Origin of the sequence: Sphingomonas sp. CL5.1 (assembly GCF_013344685.1) — a bacterium.
In the GTDB taxonomy this organism is placed as follows: domain Bacteria; phylum Pseudomonadota; class Alphaproteobacteria; order Sphingomonadales; family Sphingomonadaceae; genus Sphingomonas.
Map to the genome: position 1 here is coordinate 94,131 of NZ_CP050137.1, position 18,049 is coordinate 112,179.

Here is an 18,049-nt window from a genome sequence, read left to right on the forward strand (position 1 = left end):
ACGGGATAGGCTCGACCAGGAAAGACACTACATTTGATCGATTCGCCGTCTCTTCCGCCCGACATGGGTTAATCTGATACCCAGATTCTCTGCCCGTTTTTTCAGGAACAACTTCGCGATCGCGGCGAACAACAGCCGGGCAAAAGCTCGCCATAGGTGATCGATCCCGTGAACAACCCGTGGACGACCAGCGGCGAGCTCTTGCTAAACCCGCAGCGCGAGCGTGCGTTCTTGAGGTGCGCGTTGACCGTTGCCGGGCTGATCGCGAGATGACGCGCGATCTCCTTCTCCTGCTTGCCCTGCCCCAGACACACAATGATTTCGCGCTCCCGCTCGGTCAGCCGTGCGGGGCGGCGGCGAGGTGATGAGCGTCGGACGACAAGATTCCTTGCCGCCTCGAACGCGAAAGCGCCGAGCGATTGTGCGAGCGGAATCTGGTCGCGGGGAAAGCGAAGACCCGGTTCCATCGCAAAAGAGCAGGATCCGCTGCGTTCGCCCGGCACATGATAAGGAACCGTATAGCCATCGCCGATGCCCGCGGCCACCGCCAACGCCCGAATCCTGTGGTCGTCGGGCGTCAGATCGACGAGGTGTTCGAGTTCCCACCAGCCAAAACCGGAATTGCGCATCTGGCTTGCCCGGTGAACCGGATCACGCACGCCCAGCCCCTGCGCGTCGAACCATGTCGCCCAATGGATGGGATAGTTGTGCACCCGCAGCAATTCGGAACAACCCGGGTGCCAGTGCGCATGGTGAGCAATCGCGAAATAGTGGAAGCCCGCTCCCTTGCATATCGCGGCGACCGCCTGCGCAATCGCTTCCAGGCTTTCGAAGAGTTCGATGACCTCATGAAACCGTCGGACGATATCGATAAGCATTGACTGCTCCCCGATTGCGGCCAGCACACGTGTATCTGTCTCACGTCTTTTCCGGCCGCTCCTGACAATGTCGACAGATTTTCGCGGATGCACACGTTCTGTCGGCGGCTTACGCACCCGGTCGCGCAAAAGCACGGCCAAAACAAATTTCTATAAAGATCTTTGTCGCTCAGCGCGAGTCTGATCACCGCGCCTCATGATTTTGCGGGATCGTTTCGCGAGCCGTACGCGAATGTCGGGAATATGACGCGTCCTCCTCCCGCATCTACGGGAAAGCCATCGCTCTATTTTTATGTTTCGTTTGGACGTTGCTCTTTTGCGATAACGCTGCGCAAAAATCGAACGGTTCGATACTCGCGGCCGGACACGAAGATCATGAACCGGGACGTCTTTTCACCTGTCGCAGCGACCGCGCATAAAACTGTCGGTGCACACCCCGCGCATCCCGAGTTCCATCAGCTCGCCGTATTCCTGCGCGTCGTCGAAAGCGGCACCTTCACCGGCGCCGCGCGGCGGCTCGGCTGCAGCCAGCCCGCGATCAGCCAGACCATCAGGCGGCTCGAGGATATCTATGGCGGCGATCTGTTTACGCGCCGGCCGGGCGCGCCGCTCAGGCTGACGCCGATCGCACGCGCGATCCTGCCGAGCGTCCGCCGTGTCATAGATACGGTCGACCGTCAGATGGTTGATGCAATGAGCGCGGCGCGAAGCCGCAGCGGTACCTTGTCCGTCGGGTTCTGTCCGGGCTTTTTCGACGGCCGCTTCCTTATCGGGCTGGCCGCCTTCGCGGCCGAGGCGCCGGCGGTGCAACTGCGGCTTGCCGAGGCGTCCCCTCAAGCGCTTCCCACTGCGCTCGACCGGTGCCGGATCGACATATTGGTAGCTCCATTGTCCGGCACACTCGACGACACGCGCCACGAAAACGCGTTCCTGTGGAACGAACGGCTGGTCGCCGCGATACCGGAGAAAAGCCCGCTAGCCGGTCCAATCGAAATCCACGGCTCGGCGCTGCGGCCGCTCAGGTTGTTCTGGCCGTGGTATATCGGTGAGGCGCTACGTGACAGTGTGTTGGGCGCCCAGATCAACGAGTCACGCAGCCCTCCGCTTCACGAGGTGACGCCGACAACGATTCTCGATCTCGTGGCGAGAGACCGGGGAGCGGGCATCATACCGGCGTCCGCCGCGACCCCCCGTCCCGGCGTCTGTTTCCGGCCGCTCAGCGGGGAGCACGCCCGTATCGCGATCCATGCGTGTTGGTTGCGCGATGACGCCAACCCGCTCCGGCACCGATTGCTGCGACATCTCCGCGCGACATCGCACGACGCGTGAAAGGATTAGCGGGTCAATAAACGATGCTCGAGCAATGCCTGCATATCCCGGCGCCCATCGGCGATCACGAGAATGAACACCGTCTCGCCCGCGACCCGATAGATCAGCCGGTAAGGCGTCAGCAGAATTTGGCGGAATTCGCGAATCCCAAGCGCATCGAGTTCCCTGGGAACCGCGCCCCGCAACGGAAAGCGCTCCAGCGTCTGGACCTTGTCGAGAAACGAATCCAGCAGCGCTTCGGCGTCGTCGGGTGAACGATGCTCGGCGAGCCAGGCGTGGATGGTTTCCAGATCACGTTCCGCGCCCTCGGTCAGTTCGACCTCGAACCGCCGGTCCGCCATCAGCGCGCGGCGCCCTTCGATCGCAAGCCGTCGACAATCGCGCGCGCTGGCCTGGTTTTCCCTGCGGCGATGTCCTGGTTCCCGAGCGCGAGCAGCTTGAGGAGCGCAAGCGTTTCCTGCGTCTGCTCGAAGCTTGCCACGTCCTGGATTACCGCCTTCGCTTCACCGTTTTGCGTGATCACCACGGGTTCGCGCCTTTCCCTCAGCTCGAGGAGTACCTCCGCAGCATGGGCCTTCAAATAGCTGATCGGTTTGATCTGGGCAGAATATCGCATCGCCGCACCTGTCTATATTCAGACCGAATATAGTCCAGTGCGTCGATTGGGCAAGTGCCGGCCATTTGCGCGTGCCCGGATACGACAGTGGGAAATCAGCCACCGTTCCACGCCTCGAGGACAAGATCGCGGCTAACAAGCACGCGCACCCGCGCGCCTGGCCGCACGGTGATCGTCGGCTGCACATCGAGCTGCCGGCCGACGATCCTGTCGCCGACGCTCTCGACCGATCGCGCTGCGCTCTCGCGGATCGCGAATGCGATATCATTGTTGCCACCACCTCCCGCCGTCGCGGCATTGGCGCCGACGCCAAACAGGGTGGACAGCAATCCCGCGGTGAGCAGCTTGCCGGTATGACTGTTGACCCGATCGGCGAACCCCGACTGCCCGGCGGCATCGGTGCCGATCATCCGGTCGAGGTCGATCGAGCGGCCATCGGGGAAGATCATCCGCGTCCAGACCACCAGCGCGCGGGTCTGCCCGTAGGTAACGCGCGCATCATAGCTGCCGATCAGCCGCGTTCCCTGCGGCACGAGCCGCGTGGCGCCGGTCACGCTATCGAACACATCCTCGGTCACTTGCGCCACGACCTGGCCGGGAAGATCGGAGGACAGGCCGGTGATCAGCGCCGCGGCGATCGTCGAGCCCGCCAATACCACATAGCGTCCGGCAGATAAGGCGATCCGGCCGCTGTTGACGGTCGGCTCGCGCGCACCGCCGGCAACGAACGCGGCCTTGCGATCCTGCGCGTCGGCATTCGCGATCGGCGCTGCGGCGGGCGTAGCAGGCTGCGCGGTCGATGCAGACGGCGAGTCCGCGCTGACGACGGTCGTCCGAGTACCTTCGCTGGTTCCGGCAAACAGCTTGCTCGCGCGCGCGCTGTCGTTTTGCTGGCGCCCGCGCTGCCGGTCGGCGGCAGCCTGGTTGTCGAGCGGCGTAGATGGGACGACCGTGCCGGCGGTGGTCGACGTGACGGATGTTCGGCGCGTAACCGGCGGTGCGCCGATCCCCGCCGAGGCGATGCGGGCCAGATCACCATAATCCTTCGGCGCGCCGGCCAGCGCAGCGGTTTGGCGGCGGTCGATCGATACCGTCTGCCGCGCGGCGACGGTGCGATGCCCCTGGCTCAGGCTGTAGCCGAGCGCCGCCGCCACGCTGATCGCAGCCACGCCCGCCAGCGTGGCCAGCGCCCGCCGTGACAGCCTGCGCGGAACCGGCGGGGCCGCGCGCGTGGGGATCGGCGCCGGCCGGGGCGGCGAGCCCGTCCCGAGATCGTCGCGCCCGCTCACGCGTTCTGCTTCCGACCGCGCGTCCGCTCGATCCGGACGATCTGTTGTTTCTTCGTGCCGAGCCGGAGTTCGGCGATCGAGAATAACCGGTCGACCACCATGTAGCGGCCCGACACGCGATAGTTGACCAGCTCGGCCGTGTTGCGCTCGCCAATCAGGAACAGCGGCGGCAGCTCGCTCTGCCCGATGCTGTCAGGGAACAGCAGGTAAGTTTTCGCGCCGTCATCGAACACCTGCATCGGCTTCCACGGCGGACTGGCGCCGGTGAGCCGATAAGCGAAGTCGAGCTTTGCCGGATCGATCCCGGTCTGAACCTGCGCGGCGGCGACCTGTGCCGCCGCCTGCGCGCGGCTGCGCACCGCGATCAGTCCGTCCTGCGGATAGGACCAGCCGACGCTCGCCATATAGGTCGCGGGCGTCGAACGCAGTTCGACATGATAGGTGCGCGTGGTCGTATTGATAACAAGGTTGGTGCGCAGGCCAGGATCGGTCGGCTTGACAAGAATATGCGTGCGACGGCTGGTGCCAGTCCCGCTCGACGCCTCGCCGATCACCCACCGCACCGTGTCGCCGGCCGCGACCGCGCCGGTGTCGGACAGCATCTCGCCTTCCTGCAACATGATATCGGTGACCTGCCCGACCGCGGCATAGATCTGATAGAGTCCGCCCGGCGCATAGACGAACAGCTGTGTCGCCCCCTGCCAGCCGGCGGGGCGCGGGGCGATCCGCGCGGCATCGGTCGCGGTCGCCACCGGATGCGCCGATGCGGGCGACGATTGTGCAAGCGCCGGCGTGGGGGTGAGCAGCAGGGGTGTTGCGAGCAGCAAGGAGCGCATGATCAATCTCCGAGATCCTGTGACCAGTTGATGGCATGGACATAGAGCCCGAGCGGATTGCGGCTGAACGTCGCCGCATCATCGGGCGTGCGGATGACGATGGTCAGGATCGCCGACCAATGGGTGGTGGCGGCAAGCTGGCCATGGTCGTAATGGCGTTCATCCCACGCAATGCGAAAGCTGTCGGCCGAGGCGCGCACGACGTTCTTCACATCAACCGACACCTGCCTGTCAGCGAGATCGGCGAACGGATCGCTGCTCCGCGCATAGTCGTTGAGCGCGGCGGCACCCTGTTCGGTGGTGAAGTAGTAGGCGGTGGCGAGATTCTGGCGCAGCACGATCGGATCGGCCGGCCGCGACCGGACATTTTCGATGAACCGCGCGAGTTGCGATGCGATCAGCGCGTCGGTCGGATGATAATCGGCGGTCGCGGGCGCCACGGCGCGCGCCGCGCCCAGCCGGTCGACCTCGACCACCCAGGGCACGATATGCGCGCCGAACCGCAGCCGCAGGTTGTCGACCACCGACAGCGACAGCAGCGCGGTCGCGCCGAACGCCATCAGCCGCCAGCTATATGCCTGCGCGCGCGCCGAGCCGATGCGCTCGTCCCACGCCTGCCCAGCGCGCTGATAGGGGGTTTCGGGAACGGGCTCGCGGCCGAAGCGCGATGAGGAACGGCGGAACGGATTCATGAACGGTCCTCCAGCGAGATATGGGCGGCACCCCCATGGTGGTCGGCTGAACGCAGCGCATGCGCGGCCATGGTCGCGCCCTGGAACATGGCCTGCCGGCGACGCAGCCGCTTCGCCCATTCCGGTGTCGGCGATGGGGCGGACGCCGCAGCGTGCATGGGAGCCAGCGGCAAGGACGCATTGCTGACGCCAGTCTGTTCCGCAGCTCCCGCACCAGCTTCCATGGTGTCGCTTCCCGCCGACGCCGGTTCCACGCCACCGTCGCCCACACCGTTTGCAACCGCACCGCCTTCGGGCGCTCCGAGCGGCGGGGAAACCGTCGGAGCGCCCCCTCCGCCTCCATTCCAACGATGCGGCACACCGCTGGAACCCTGGGAGGCTCCGCCCGAAGGCGCCGAGGGAGCGGGCGGCGCGGGCGGAGGTCCGCCAGATCGGGCACCATAGGCGCCAGAACCCGCGGACCGGGAGAGAGTGGAGGCCGCCGCCGACGTGGCCCGGCCGGCCAGTCCGGCAGCGCCGGCAACGCCCGCGCCGACGGCGGTCCCGATCCCGGCCACCGTCATGCCGGTCGCGAATGCGGCACCTGCACCAAGCTGCGGACCGCCCGAGACCAGCCCCGACGCGATGCCGGGCCCGAACATCGCGAGACCGAGCAGTGTCAATGCGGCAAGCGCGATGGCGCCGACCTGTTCGAGCGTCGGTGGCATGTCGCCGAAATCCACCACGAACTCGCGAAAGATGGTCGAGCCGATGCCGATGATGACAGCGAGCACCAGCACCTTGACCCCGGTCGCCATCACATTGCCGAGCACCCGCTCGGCAAGGAACGCGGTGCGGCCGAACAAGCCGAACGGCACCAGCACGAACCCGGCCAGTGTCACGAGCTTGAACTCGATTAGCGTCACGAACAGCTGGATCGCGATGATGAAGAAGGCGAGCAGGACGATCACCAATGCCAGCAGCAAAATCGCGATCTGCGCTGCGTTGGTGAACAGACCGACCGGCCCGGCGAGCGCCGACGCCTGATCGAACAGCGGTCGCGCCGCGTCGATGCCGATGGTGGCGATCCTGCCGGGATGCAGGAGGTCGTCGGCGCTGCCCGATCCGGCCGCCTTCAGACCCAGCCCCGAGAAGCTCAGATAGATGACCTTCGCCAGGCCGTTCCAATTGGCAATCAGGAAGGCGAAGAAGCCGACCTGAAGCGTTTTCCTGACCAGCCGCGCGACAATGTCCTCGCCCTCGCCCCACGTCCAGAACAGGATCGCCAGCGTCACGTCGATGACGATGAGCGAGCTGGCGAGGAACCCGACGTCACCATGGATCAGCCCGAAGCCCGAATCGATGTAACGCGCGAACAGGTCGAGGAACCTGTCGATGACGCCGGTGCCCTCGCCCATGGCTCAATGCTCCCCGGTGTCGCTGGCGATCGCCGGCGGGATGTAGATCCGACTCTCGCCCATGAAGCGACGGCGGTTGACCTCCCACGCCTCGCGGCACGCCGCGTCATCTGTCCCTGCAGCAAGCGCTCGGCAGCGCTGCAGTTCGGCCATCAGCGGATCGGTCGATGCGTGTGCGGGCGGGTTCTCCTCGCCCATCAACACTGCAAAGCGCGATGCAGGCGGCGCGGACTCGTGGAGTGCGACCAGCACAACCATGCCCGTTCCCGCGACGGCGGCACCGATCGCCAGCGTCCGTTTGCCCGGCAAGACGAACCGGCGGCGTGGCGGTGGCTGCTCAGTCACGGAACAGCGACACGCTTTGCGCGACGTAAGGCGAGCCCGCCCGCGAGAACCGCCGCGCCTGCTCGCGGCCCTGCGCTTCGTCGGCGGCCGCGCGCGCCGCTGCGATGCTCGCCGAGCGCGCCTGGGCGGCGAGCATCGTGGTCAGATCGGCAAGCTGGCGGGTTTCGAGCGCGATCAGCTGGTTGCCCGCCTGCGCCGCCTGAAGCGCGCCGGTCGAGCTCTGACTCGCGTCGACGAGCGTGCCGACATGGGCGCGCGTGTCGTCGAGATTACCGGCGACCGTGGCGGAAGTCCGTAACGTATCCTGATACGCGGCGAGCGCGTCGTGCCAGCGGGCCTGCGCGTTGGCGACGAGATCGGCCGAGCTGGTGCCCGACAGCGATCCGGCCGGGTAACGCTGGTTGAACACCCGGTCGATGTCCGAGACGTTATAGGCGACCTGCTGCGCCTGCTGAATGAGTTGCCGCGTGCGGTCGATATCCCGCTGGATCGGCGCGAGGATGCTGGTCGGCAGGCTGGCGAGGTTGCGCGCCTGGTTGATCAGCGATTGCGCCTGATTCTGGATTTGCGTGATCTGATTGTTGATCTGGCTAAGCGCGCGCGCGGCAGTCAGCACGTTCTGCGCGTAATTGCTCGGGTCATAGACAATGCCGCCAAACTGCGCGTCGGCCGGGGCGGCGAGCACAAGCGCCATCGCGGCGGCGCCGGACAGCAGCGGACGGAAGGAGCGAATCTTCATGACAGAAACTCCTCAGTTTCGGGGGTGGAAGCGGACACGGTCCCGGCCGCGATCAGCTCGGCGGCCCAGCCGAGGCCGCGATAATGGAGCCATACCTCGGGGAAGCGGTCGGTGCCGTAGCGCTCGACCAGCGCAGCAATCGCGTTGAGGTCGGTGCGCGACGATGCGGCGGCAAAGGCCAGCGCGACCGGGCCGATGCCGAGATCGAACAGGCGATTGCCGAGCGACGACTGGCAATAATAATCGCGCTTGGGCGTGGCGCTCGCGATGATCTGGATCTGGCGATCGTTGAGCCCGAACCGGCGATAGATCGCCATGATCTGCGGTTCGAGCGCGCGCTCATTGGCGAGGAAAATGCGCGTCGGGCAACTCTCGATGATCGCGGATGCAATCGCCGAGCCTTCGATATCGGCGAGGCTCTGCGTGGCGAAGATCACGCTGGCGTTCTTCTTGCGCAGCGTCTTCAGCCATTCCTTCAATTGGCGGACGAACAGCGGATCGTCGAGCGCGAGCCACCCTTCGTCGATCACGATCAGGGTCGGCCGCCCGTCGAGGCTGCCTTCGATGCGATGGAACAGATAAGCGAGCACCGCGGGACCGGCGGGCGTGCCGACCAACCCCTCGGTCTCGAACGTCTGGAACGCGCCTTCGCCGAAATGCTCGATATCGCCATCGAGCAGCCGCCCGTAGGGTCCGTCGAGCGTATAGGACGCCAGCGCGCGCTTGAGGCCGGACACCTGGATCAGCGCCGTGAGGCCGGTCAGCGTGCGCTGTTCAACTGGCGCATCGGCGAGGCTGCCCAGTGCGGTCCAGAGATGCTCCTTCACCTCCGGGGGACAAGCAAAACCTTCACGCACGAGGATCGCGGCCAGCCAATCGGACGCCCATGCCCGTTCATCCGGTGCGTCGATCCGCGCCAGCGGCTGGAGCGACACCGGCACAGCGTTGTCGCTTAAGCTCCCACCAAGATCGTGCCACTCGCCCCCGACACCGTGGGTCGCCGCGCGCATCGAGCCGCCGTGGTCGAACGCGAATATCTGGGCTTGCCCGTAGCGGCGGAACTGGAGCGCCATGAAGGCGAGCAGCACACTCTTGCCCGATCCGGTCGGGCCGATGATCAACCCGTGGCCGACATCGCCGACATGGATCGCGAAGCGAAACGGGGTCGCCCCTTGCGTCCGCGCGTGGAACAGCGGCGGGGCATCGAAATGGGTATCGCGATCCTGCCCGGCCCATATTGCCGAGACCGGCATGATGTGCGCGAGGTTGAGGGTCGAGATCGGCGGCTGGCGGACATTGGCGTAAGGGTTGCCGGGCAGCGAGCCAAGCCACGCTTCCACCGCGTTCAGCGTTTCTGCGATGCACGCAAAATCCCGGCCGCGCACGATCTTCTCGATCGCCTGCAGGCGAAGATCGGCATCGCGTGGGGTATCGCCAAGCACGGTAATGGTAGTGGTGACATAGGCGTAGCCAGCGATATCGGCGCCGAGATCCTGCAACGCCGCATCGGCTTCTGCCGACTTGTTGGCGGCATCGCTGTCGACCAGCACGCTCACCTCATTGGTCAGCACTTCCTTGACGATCGCGGCGACGCTCTTGCGCTTGGCGAACCACAGCCGCCGGATGCGGGTCAGCATCCGCTGCGCCGACACCTTGTCGAGCGTGATCGCGCGCGTGGTCCAGCGATAAGCGAAGCCCAGCCGGTTCAGCTCGTCGAGCATCCCCGGCACGGTCGCGGCGGGAAAGCCGGTGATGGAAAGGCACCGCAGATGCTTCGCGCCCAGTTGCGGCGCGAGCCCGCCCAGCAGCACTTCGTCGGCAAGCAGCGCGTCGAGGTGCATCGGCGTCTCTGGCACCGCGATGCGCTGTTCGTGCGTGGAGACGGTGGAATGGAGGTAGGTCAGCGTCTCGCTGTCCGAGAGCCACGCGGCCTCGGGCATCACGCCCTCTACCTGATCGAGCACCCGGCCGGTCTCGCGCTCGAAATCGTCGAGATGGTCGGCTGCGGTCGCTATCGCCTGCGCGCGCCCTCGGCCGCCATTCCAACGATGCTTCGCATCGCCGGAACCTTGGGCGGCTCCGCCCTCGTAGAGCAGCGATGATGCCTTCGAGGTGTCGTCGGCCGGCGGCAGCCATTGCAAGGTGAGATAGAAGCTGCTGGTGAAGTTGGGCTGGTTGATATCGCCCCGTCCGCCGCCATTCCAACGATGCTGCGCATCGCCGGAACCTTGGGCGGCTTCGCCTTCGAACAGGTCGCGACGCTCCTCGTCGATCAACGCCGATACCGGGTCGGCGAACCCGTCCGACACTGGATAGCCGGGCGCGGCCCTGCGCTGCGCCTCGACGTAGATCGCCCAGCCAGTGCCGAGCCGCTTCAACGCCGAATTGAGCCGGGCCGAGGTCGCGATCAACTCGGCCTGCATCGCGCTGTCGAGGTCGGGACCGCGAAAGCGTGCGATGCGAAGGAAGCTGCCGTCCTTGTTGAGGATGATGCCGGGCGCGATCAGCGCCGCCCATGGCAGGAAATCGGCGAGCCGCGATGCGTGACGGGCATGTTCGCGCAGGAACAGCATAAAATCAGCTTTCGAAATGAGTGGGGAGCGCGATGTGGCGGCGGGCGACGGGGAGGATTTGCGGGTCGCGGCGCGCGGCGAACACGGCGAGGCCGTGGCCGACCACCGCCATGACGATACCCGCGATCCACAGGCGGAGCCCGATCCCGACCGCCGCGGCGAGCGTGCCGTTGACGATCGCCAGCGCGCGTGGCGCGCCCGCCAGCAGGATCGGCTCGGCGAGCGCCCGGTGAACCGGCGCCGCGAACCCCGGCAAATCGCCCCCCATCATGGGGTCCTGCATCAGACCAGCGCCCCGCCGCCGAAGCTGAAGAAGGAGAGGAAGAACGACGAGGCGGCGAAGGCGACCGACAAGCCGAACACGATCTGGATCAGCCGCCGGAAGCCGCCGGAGGTATCGCCGAACGCCAGCGTGAGCCCGGTGATCACGATAATGATCACGCCGATCACCTTGGCGACCGGCCCCTGCACCGAGTCCACAATCGACTGGAGCGGCGTCTCCCATGGCATGCCGGTGCCGCTCGCCCAGGCCGGTGACGCCATGAGCAGTCCGGCGGCCGTGACCGCGCTGATACCGATTTTGTCGAACATGTTGCCGGCGCGCAGCCGGCGCTTGAATGCCGTCATGGCAGGTCTCCAGGAAGTGGGTGAAAGGGGATCGGGAGCAGCCGGTAGTTGCCTTGCGCGTCGAGCCCGTCGACGCGGACCAGCTCGGACAGCTGGCGGTCGGTGCCGCGCCCCGACAGGACCGCGATCAGGTTAATGGTCTCCGCGATCAGCGGGCGCGGGACATGAGCGATGGCTTCGAGGATCAACTGTTCGAGCCGGTGCAGTGCCGCGGTGGCAGTACCCGCATGGATGGTGCCGATTCCGCCGGGGTGGCCGGTGCCCCATGCCTTCAAAAGATCGAGCGCCTCGGGGCCGCGCACCTCACCGACCGGAATGCGGTCGGGGCGCAGGCGCAGGCTCGAACGCACGAGGTCGGTCATGGTGACGCCTGGTGCGGTGCGAAGTGCTACGACGTTGGCGGCGTCGCAGCGCAGCTCCCGCGTATCCTCGATCAGAACGATCCGGTCGCTACCGGCGGACGCGACCGCGAGCAGCGCGTTGGTGAGCGTGGTCTTGCCGGTGGAGGTGCCGCCGGCGACGAGGATGTTGGCGCGGTCCCGCACTGCCCGCGCCAGATACGCGGCGGTGGTCGCGGTCATCGTGCCCGCAGTGACATAGTCGCCGAGGGTCAGCGGGAGGCTCGCCGGTCGGCGGATCGAGAACACGGGAGCCATCACCACTGGCGGGAGCAGACCCTCGAACCGTTCGCCGCTGCCCGGCAGTTCGGCCGAGACGCGAGGAGAACCGCGATGGACCTCGGCGCCGACATGGTGCGCGACCAGCCGGATGATCCGCTCGACCTGCGTCGGCGACAGCCGTTCGCCAGTCTCCACCATGCCGGTGTCGAGGCGATCGACCCACAGCCGGCCGTCCGCGTTGAGCATGATCTCGGCCACGCCCGCATCGTCGAGCCATCCCACGATCGCAGGGCCGAGCGCGCTCCTCAGCATTGATGTGCTGCGTGCGTGGACGATCGCCGAGAGCTGGGGCACTTGCCTGTCTCCGTTGGTTCAGCGCCGCGCAGCGCGGCATCGGAGACAGGTAAAGAATGCGAATTTTGGCGGATTACAACAGTATTCGGATGGCGTCGTAGGGGCGGTTATGGAAGGATATATTCGGGTGAAACCCCCGCTGTCGGGAATAGTCTCCCATGCGCTCTGCGGACCGAGAATCGCTTGCAACCCGGGCAATCAATGGGTCGTGTACTACGGGATAATGTAGAAATCGGCGATTCACGGGCTCGTCCACACATGGATCACGTCACCGCCAATTTTACGACGGGTAAATGAAGGCGCTGACCTGCTCGTCGCTTGCCCCAAACCATCGGTTTCAAAAGCGGTAAATCAAGGTGTCCAGTTGGCGGACCTCGGGTCCGGTCCAACAGCGCGCGTGACCACGCGCTTTTTGTATCGACCTTCCTCCGCCGCATCACTGGCGCACTGCTGAATTCACCAATGATACGACGGAAGCGGTGTCTTATCGTGCATCGGCGCCGAAGCGATATTTGAGCGAGAAGCCAAACATCCGCGGGGCGGAATACATATTCGACACCGTCCCGACCGAGGAATTTTGGGTCAGATCGTTAGTCCCGATACGATAGAGCTTGTTTGTCACGTTGGTCATGAAGAACCCGATGTCGAGCGGGTAGCCGAGAAAATTGTTCCAGCCTGCGGTGAGATTCAGATAACCGTAAGGCTTCTCGATTGGTCTGCCATGGAAAAACTGGTCCAATTCTGAAGAGAGTCCGTTTGAGCATGAGAATTGGAGAAAGGCATGGGACGTCAGCGATATACGCCGGAACAGATCATCGCGAAGCTGCGTGAGGTGGATGTAATTGTCGGGCGGGGCGGGACTGCTGTTGAAGCTTGCCGCCAGATCGGGATTGCGGAACAGACGCTGTATCGATGGCGCAAGGAATATGGCGGGCTGAAGGTTGATCAGGCGCGCCGGATGAAGGATCTTGAGCGCGAGAACGCGCGACTGAAGAAGCTGGTGGCGGACCTCGCGCTCGACAAGGCGATCCTTCAAGAGGCATCGAAACTGACTTTTTGAGCCCCTCCCGTCGCCGTGAGGCGATCGAGCAGGTCCGTCGCGCGTTGCCGGTATCGGAGCGACGGACCTGCCGTGTTCTGGGCCAGCATCGTTCGACACAGCGCCACCCGCCGAAGGACGATGCCGACGAGCAGCGCCTGACGGCCGACATCGTCGCGCTGGCCAGGGACTATGGCCGATATGGCTATCGCCGCATCCATGCCTTGCTGGGCCATGCCGGCTGGCAGGTCAGTCTGTCGGTAGTCGAGCGCATCTGGCGGCGGGAGGGTCTCAAAGTGCCGAAGCGGCAACCGAAACGGCGTCGGCTCTGGCTGGGCGACGGATCGTGCATTCGGCTGCGCCCGCAGCATCGCGGGCATGTCTGGTCCTACGACTTCGTTGAGGATCAGACGTACAACGGGCGCAAATACCGGATGCTCAACATCATCGACGAGTTCAGTCGCGAGTGCCTGGCGATGGTTCCGCTACGGCGGTTCCGCTCGCACGACGTGATCGACGTGCTGGCCGACCTGTTCATCGAGCATGGGCCGCCCGAGCATATCAGATCCGATAACGGCCCCGAGTTCGTCGCCAACGCGGTACGCGAATGGCTCGGCCGGCTCGGCGTCACCACCCTTTATATCGAACCGGGAAGCCCGTGGGAGAACGGCTATATCGAAAGCTTCAACGCACGCCTGCGCGACGAGCTGCTCAACGGTGAGATCTTCTACAGCCTCGAGGAGGTACGGATCGTCACTGGCTGGTGGCGTGCACATTACAACCGGGCAAGGCCCCACAGCAGCCTCGGTTATCGACCACCGGCGCCGGAGACGATCGAGATGCCAGCCTGGCCGCTCGGCTCCGCTGCGCTCCGCCCCCCGCCCAGGCTGGCATCGGAGGTCCGCATCAACTAACTGTGCAACCGGACCAGTCATCGCGGGCAGTCCATCTACGCAGCCGGCGCTACTTCAACCGGGCTCGAGACGTGATCGCGGGTAATCGGATTGCGCTTTTGACCCTGGCCACCGCATCGGCGTTTCGGACTCAAGCGCCGCTCCGAACTCCAGCCAGGGTGCGATGGCAATCGTGCGCATGTCGCGCTTGCTGATCAACCACCGACCGTCTCGCTTCACATATTCATCGACATATCGAACCGCGCCGTAGATCGCCTGCCCGCCCAGCACCAATTCGAGGTGCGCGCCGACCAGACCGCGCGCGCGATCAGCATCGTCGAACGTGATCTGCACGTAATGAGGGGTATGAATCGTGAGACCCATGTGGCTGCGCGCACCGCGAATGAACTCGACGATGCCATCGCGGCCCTCGCCGGATATTTGGCCGGAGGAAGCGAAGATCGCGTCCGGCGTGAAGCTTTCGCCAATGGTCTTCAGATCGTCGCCATCGGACGCGAGAAAATAGCGTACAACTAGGTCGTTGATCGCTGCTCTGTCCTCCAGCCGTGCCACACGTTGTTCGAGGTCCATTTGCGTTCCCTTCAATCAGCGAGGTGCCATGCGAATTGCCCCGTCGAGACGGATCACCTCGCCATTCAACATAGGGTTGGCGATGATGCTCTCGACGAGCAACGCATATTCTTCGGGCCGGCCCAGACGGCTCGGATGGGGCACCTGCTGACAGAGTGAATCCTGCGCCGCCTGCGGCAGCCCCATCAGCATCGGGGTGAGAAAGATACCCGGTGCGATCGTAACCATCCGGATGCGGTGCTGGGCGAGATCGCGGGCGATGGGCAGCGTCATGCTCACCACGCCACCCTTGGACGCCGCATAGGCCGCCTGTCCGATCTGCCCGTCATAAGGGGCAACCGACGCGGTATTGATGATCACGCCGCGTTCCTCGCCGATCGGCTGGGCAGCCGAAAGCCGCGCCGCGAATTGCGCGACCACGTTGAATGTGCCCACCAGGTTGATCGACACCGCGCGCCGAAAGGCGTCGAGCGAATGTGGTTGCCCGTCCTTGCCGACGGTTTTGATCGCGGGTGCGACGCCTGCGCAATTGATGAGGATGCGTGCCGCCCCGTTGGCACGTTCGGCGCTGTCGAGCGCGCGGGCGACACTTGCTTCGTCCGTCACGTCCGCTTCGGCGAAAGTCGCGCCGATGGCAGTTGCGGCGGCCTCGCCCGCTGCGATATTGAGATCGATGATCGTGACACGCGCGCCGTTGGCCGCCAGAAGCGCGGCGGTCGCGCCGCCCAGCCCCGAAGCCCCGCCGGTAACGATCGCGCTGACTCGATCGACATTCATCATCTGCTCCTAAAGCGCTTCCACGATCGTGGCGTTCGCAATGCCGCCGCCCTCGCACATCGTCTGCAGGCCCCAGCGCTTGCCGCGCGCGTGCAGCGCATGAACAAGTGTCGCCATCAGCTTGCTGCCGGTGGCGCCGAGTGGGTGACCAAGCGCGATCGCGCCACCATTGACGTTCATCCTGGCCGGGTCCGCGCCAGTAGCGGCAAGCTACGCCATGGGAATCGCGGAAGGCTTCATTGACCTCGAACAGATCGATATCATCGAGCTTCAGGCCGGCCCTTTGCAGCACCTTGCGCGTCGCCGGGATCGGCTCCTCGAGCATTACGACCGGATCGCCTGCCGTAACCGCCAGCGCATGGATGCGCGCGATCGGCGTAAGGATGAAACGCTTGAGCGTCCTTTCGTGGACGACCAGCGCGGCAGACGCGCCATCGGTCATCTGGCTGGCGTTGGCGGCGGTGATCGTTCCACCGACCTCGATCGGCTTGACCGCCGCTATGCCCTCGGCCGACGCGTCACGGCGTACGCCCTCGTCTTGATCGAAGGTGCCGCCATCGGCGAGCGTTACGGGGGCGAGTTCTTCCGTGAATGCCCCAGCATCGATGGCGCGCGCGGCCTTGCGATGGCTGTCCAGCGCGAAGGCATCCATCGCCTCGCGGGAGAAACCATATTTGTCGGCGATCATCTGGGCGCCGGTGAACTGGCTGAACTCCGCGACGTCGTAGCGGCGTCTGATGGTGTCGCTTAGCGGGCCAGTCGACACACCGGCGTCGGCGGCGAGCCGCACCGGTGATCCCATGGCGACACGCGTCATATGCTCGACACCGCCCGCGATCACCATATCCTGCGTGCCGGACATGACTGCCTGCGCGGCGAAATGAAGCGCCTGTTGCGACGATCCGCACTGACGGTCGATCGTGACGGCGGGCACCGATTGCGGGAGCATGGAGGCAAGCACCACCGACCGCGCGACATGATTGGATTGTTCGCCGATTTGGCTCACACAGCCGAAGATCAGGTCATCCACTGCCGCCGGATCGATCCCGGTGCGACGCACCAGCGCGTCTACCGCGACAGCCCCGAGATCGGCTGGATGGATATCCGCCAGCCGCCCTTTGCGACGGCCGCCCGGTGTGCGCAGGACATCGACGATGAAGGCTTCCATCGCGCGCGCTCAGTTCGCGTCGAGCGGCATGAAATTGCCGTATTTGCCGCGAAAGAACAGCAGCGGCTGGTCCGCACGCTCGATGTCGAGTTCCCGGACGCGCCCGAGCACGATGAAATGATCGCCCGCGTGGTGAACCGCGTCGAGCGTGCAGTCGACCCACGCGACGACATCGTCGAGCACCGGCGAGCCGTTCCGCGAAACCCGGTGCGCCAGCCCGGCGAACTTGTCCTCGCTCTTCGATGCGAAGCGCCGGCAAAGCTCGCCCTGGTCGCTGGCGAGCACGTTGACGCAGAACTTGCCGGCGCGCTCGATGCGCGGCCAACTGGTCGAGGACTTGTCGGGGAAGAAGGCCACCAGCGGGGGATCGAGGCTCACCGAGGTGAACGACCCCACGACCATGCCCGTCGGCGCGCCACCCGGCTCAATCGCGGTGACGACGCAGACGCCGGTCGGATAATGACCGAGCACGCGCCGAAAGGTCGCGCCGTCAACGTCCGGAGCAAGCGTTGTCGTCACCGGCCGGTCCATACCGGCTTGCGCCGTGCCGCGCCCGCCGCCTCGCCTTCCTGCTTGTCCGCACTCTCGGCATATTGCTCGATCGGCTCGAAACGGGTCATCAAGGCTACCTCCAGCGGATGGCCGAGCCGGCCGAGCGCCGCCGCCTTGGCCGCCTGATTGGCAAGCGGCGATGCGGCGTTGATCTTGTCTGTCCATTTCTGCGTCGCCGCAGCCAGTTCGGCGAACGGCACCACCTCGTTGACGAGACCAAAACGCTCGGCGGCATCCGCCTTGATCCGCTCGCCGGTCAGGATCATCGCCATTGCGATGTGATAGGGCAATTGCCGCATCGCGCGATGAACCACACCGCATTCGCCGATAATGCCGACCTTGGTCTCGGGAAGGCCGAATTGCGCTGTATCCGCCGCGACGATGATGTCGGCGCACATCGCCAGCTCAAATCCGCCACCCACGCAGAAGCCCTGTACGGCTGCGATCAGCGGCTTCTTCAACGTGACGAGCGGTCCGCCAATGCCGGTCAGCCCGCCGCCCAGCGCCATGCGCGTCTTGCGCTCGGCCCCCCCCGACACATCCGCCCCGATGCAGAACCCCTTTTCACCCTCGGCCGACAGCACCGCGCACCAGATATCGGCATCGTCGTTGATCATCGTCCACGCCTCGAACAGCAGATCGTCCATCTCCTGCGTGATCGCGTTGAGGCCCTGCGGCCGGTTGAGTCGGATGTGCGCAACGTGGCCGTCACGCGTGAATTCAACATCTGCCAT

General features: G+C 65.3%; 20 protein-coding genes and 1 pseudogene. 2 read left to right on the plus strand and 19 right to left on the minus strand.

Going from position 1 to position 18,049, the window contains the following annotated elements; translation table 11 throughout:
• Positions 1–101: 101 nt before the first annotated feature.
• Positions 102–878 carry a LuxR family transcriptional regulator gene (locus F9288_RS00525; RefSeq protein ID WP_174834829.1) on the minus strand — a complete coding sequence of 259 codons (777 nt, stop codon included), beginning with the start codon at positions 876–878 and terminating at the stop codon, positions 102–104.
• 375 nt (positions 879–1,253) lie between these two features.
• Here F9288_RS00525 and F9288_RS00530 point away from each other — a divergent pair, with 375 nt between their 5' ends.
• Positions 1,254–2,207, plus strand: a complete 954-nt coding sequence (locus F9288_RS00530; protein WP_174834830.1) for a LysR family transcriptional regulator — start codon at positions 1,254–1,256, stop codon at positions 2,205–2,207.
• Positions 2,208–2,212: 5 nt separating this feature from the next.
• Here F9288_RS00530 and F9288_RS00535 read toward each other — a convergent pair whose 3' ends face one another.
• From F9288_RS00535 to F9288_RS00595, 13 genes are all read right to left on the minus strand, one after another.
• Positions 2,213–2,548: a type II toxin-antitoxin system RelE/ParE family toxin gene (locus F9288_RS00535; RefSeq protein WP_174834831.1), complete on the minus strand. Its 336-nt coding sequence runs from the start codon at positions 2,546–2,548 to the stop codon at positions 2,213–2,215.
• Positions 2,548–2,823, minus strand: coding sequence for a type II toxin-antitoxin system Phd/YefM family antitoxin (locus tag F9288_RS00540; protein WP_174834832.1), 276 nt, complete (start codon positions 2,821–2,823; stop codon positions 2,548–2,550). The genes F9288_RS00535 and F9288_RS00540 overlap by 1 nt, the downstream gene beginning before the upstream one ends.
• Before the next feature lie 95 nt (positions 2,824–2,918).
• Positions 2,919–4,112: a TrbI/VirB10 family protein gene (locus F9288_RS00545; protein WP_174834833.1), complete on the minus strand. Its 1,194-nt coding sequence runs from the start codon at positions 4,110–4,112 to the stop codon at positions 2,919–2,921.
• Entirely contained in the window at positions 4,109–4,948 is an 840-nt protein-coding gene (trbG, locus tag F9288_RS00550; protein ID WP_174834834.1) for a P-type conjugative transfer protein TrbG, read from the minus strand. Before trbG ends, F9288_RS00545 begins: the two co-directional genes overlap by 4 nt.
• A gap of 2 nt (positions 4,949–4,950) precedes the next feature.
• A complete protein-coding gene (gene trbF, locus F9288_RS00555) occupies positions 4,951–5,640 on the minus strand; it encodes a conjugal transfer protein TrbF (protein WP_174834835.1) in 690 nt (229 codons plus the stop codon).
• Positions 5,637–7,037: a P-type conjugative transfer protein TrbL gene (trbL, locus tag F9288_RS00560; RefSeq protein WP_174834836.1), complete on the minus strand. Its 1,401-nt coding sequence runs from the start codon at positions 7,035–7,037 to the stop codon at positions 5,637–5,639. Before trbL ends, trbF begins: the two co-directional genes overlap by 4 nt.
• A 3-nt stretch (positions 7,038–7,040) precedes the next feature.
• Positions 7,041–7,382 carry a putative entry exclusion protein TrbK-alt gene (gene trbK-alt, locus F9288_RS00565; RefSeq protein WP_302675310.1) on the minus strand — a complete coding sequence of 114 codons (342 nt, stop codon included), beginning with the start codon at positions 7,380–7,382 and terminating at the stop codon, positions 7,041–7,043.
• Positions 7,375–8,121: a P-type conjugative transfer protein TrbJ gene (trbJ, locus tag F9288_RS00570; RefSeq protein WP_174834838.1), complete on the minus strand. Its 747-nt coding sequence runs from the start codon at positions 8,119–8,121 to the stop codon at positions 7,375–7,377. Before trbJ ends, trbK-alt begins: the two co-directional genes overlap by 8 nt.
• Complete coding sequence (trbE, locus tag F9288_RS00575) at positions 8,118–10,694, minus strand: conjugal transfer protein TrbE (protein ID WP_174834839.1); 2,577 nt, start codon at positions 10,692–10,694, stop codon at positions 8,118–8,120. The genes trbJ and trbE overlap by 4 nt, the downstream gene beginning before the upstream one ends.
• Positions 10,695–10,698: 4 nt before the next feature.
• Positions 10,699–10,977 carry a VirB3 family type IV secretion system protein gene (locus F9288_RS00580; RefSeq protein ID WP_254621007.1) on the minus strand — a complete coding sequence of 93 codons (279 nt, stop codon included), beginning with the start codon at positions 10,975–10,977 and terminating at the stop codon, positions 10,699–10,701.
• Entirely contained in the window at positions 10,977–11,321 is a 345-nt protein-coding gene (locus F9288_RS00585; protein WP_254621008.1) for a TrbC/VirB2 family protein, read from the minus strand. The genes F9288_RS00580 and F9288_RS00585 overlap by 1 nt, the downstream gene beginning before the upstream one ends.
• Positions 11,318–12,253 carry a P-type conjugative transfer ATPase TrbB gene (gene trbB, locus F9288_RS00590; RefSeq protein ID WP_174838739.1) on the minus strand — a complete coding sequence of 312 codons (936 nt, stop codon included), beginning with the start codon at positions 12,251–12,253 and terminating at the stop codon, positions 11,318–11,320. The genes F9288_RS00585 and trbB overlap by 4 nt, the downstream gene beginning before the upstream one ends.
• A 526-nt stretch (positions 12,254–12,779) precedes the next feature.
• Positions 12,780–13,034 (minus strand): hypothetical protein, encoded by a 255-nt coding sequence (locus F9288_RS00595; RefSeq protein ID WP_174834840.1) that lies wholly within the window; start codon positions 13,032–13,034, stop codon positions 12,780–12,782.
• 42 nt (positions 13,035–13,076) lie between these two features.
• Here F9288_RS00595 and F9288_RS00600 point away from each other — a divergent pair.
• Positions 13,077–14,248 (plus strand): IS3 family transposase gene (locus F9288_RS00600; RefSeq protein WP_174834841.1). Its coding sequence is split into 2 segments (ribosomal slippage): positions 13,077–13,344 and positions 13,344–14,248, totalling 1,173 coding nucleotides; the frame shifts between segments, so codons are not numbered across the junction.
• 54 nt (positions 14,249–14,302) lie between these two features.
• Here F9288_RS00600 and F9288_RS00605 read toward each other — a convergent pair.
• From F9288_RS00605 to F9288_RS00625, 5 genes and pseudogenes are all read right to left on the minus strand, one after another.
• Entirely contained in the window at positions 14,303–14,818 is a 516-nt protein-coding gene (locus F9288_RS00605) for a nuclear transport factor 2 family protein (RefSeq protein ID WP_174834842.1), read from the minus strand.
• Between the two features lie 15 nt (positions 14,819–14,833).
• Positions 14,834–15,595 (minus strand): SDR family NAD(P)-dependent oxidoreductase, encoded by a 762-nt coding sequence (locus F9288_RS00610; RefSeq protein WP_174838741.1) that lies wholly within the window; start codon positions 15,593–15,595, stop codon positions 14,834–14,836.
• Between the two features lie 9 nt (positions 15,596–15,604).
• Positions 15,605–16,763: pseudogene (locus F9288_RS00615) on the minus strand (acetyl-CoA C-acyltransferase).
• Positions 16,764–16,772: 9 nt separating this feature from the next.
• Positions 16,773–17,282: a flavin reductase family protein gene (locus F9288_RS00620; protein ID WP_254621009.1), complete on the minus strand. Its 510-nt coding sequence runs from the start codon at positions 17,280–17,282 to the stop codon at positions 16,773–16,775.
• Complete coding sequence (locus F9288_RS00625; RefSeq protein ID WP_174834844.1) at positions 17,279–18,049, minus strand: enoyl-CoA hydratase-related protein; 771 nt, start codon at positions 18,047–18,049, stop codon at positions 17,279–17,281. Before F9288_RS00625 ends, F9288_RS00620 begins: the two co-directional genes overlap by 4 nt.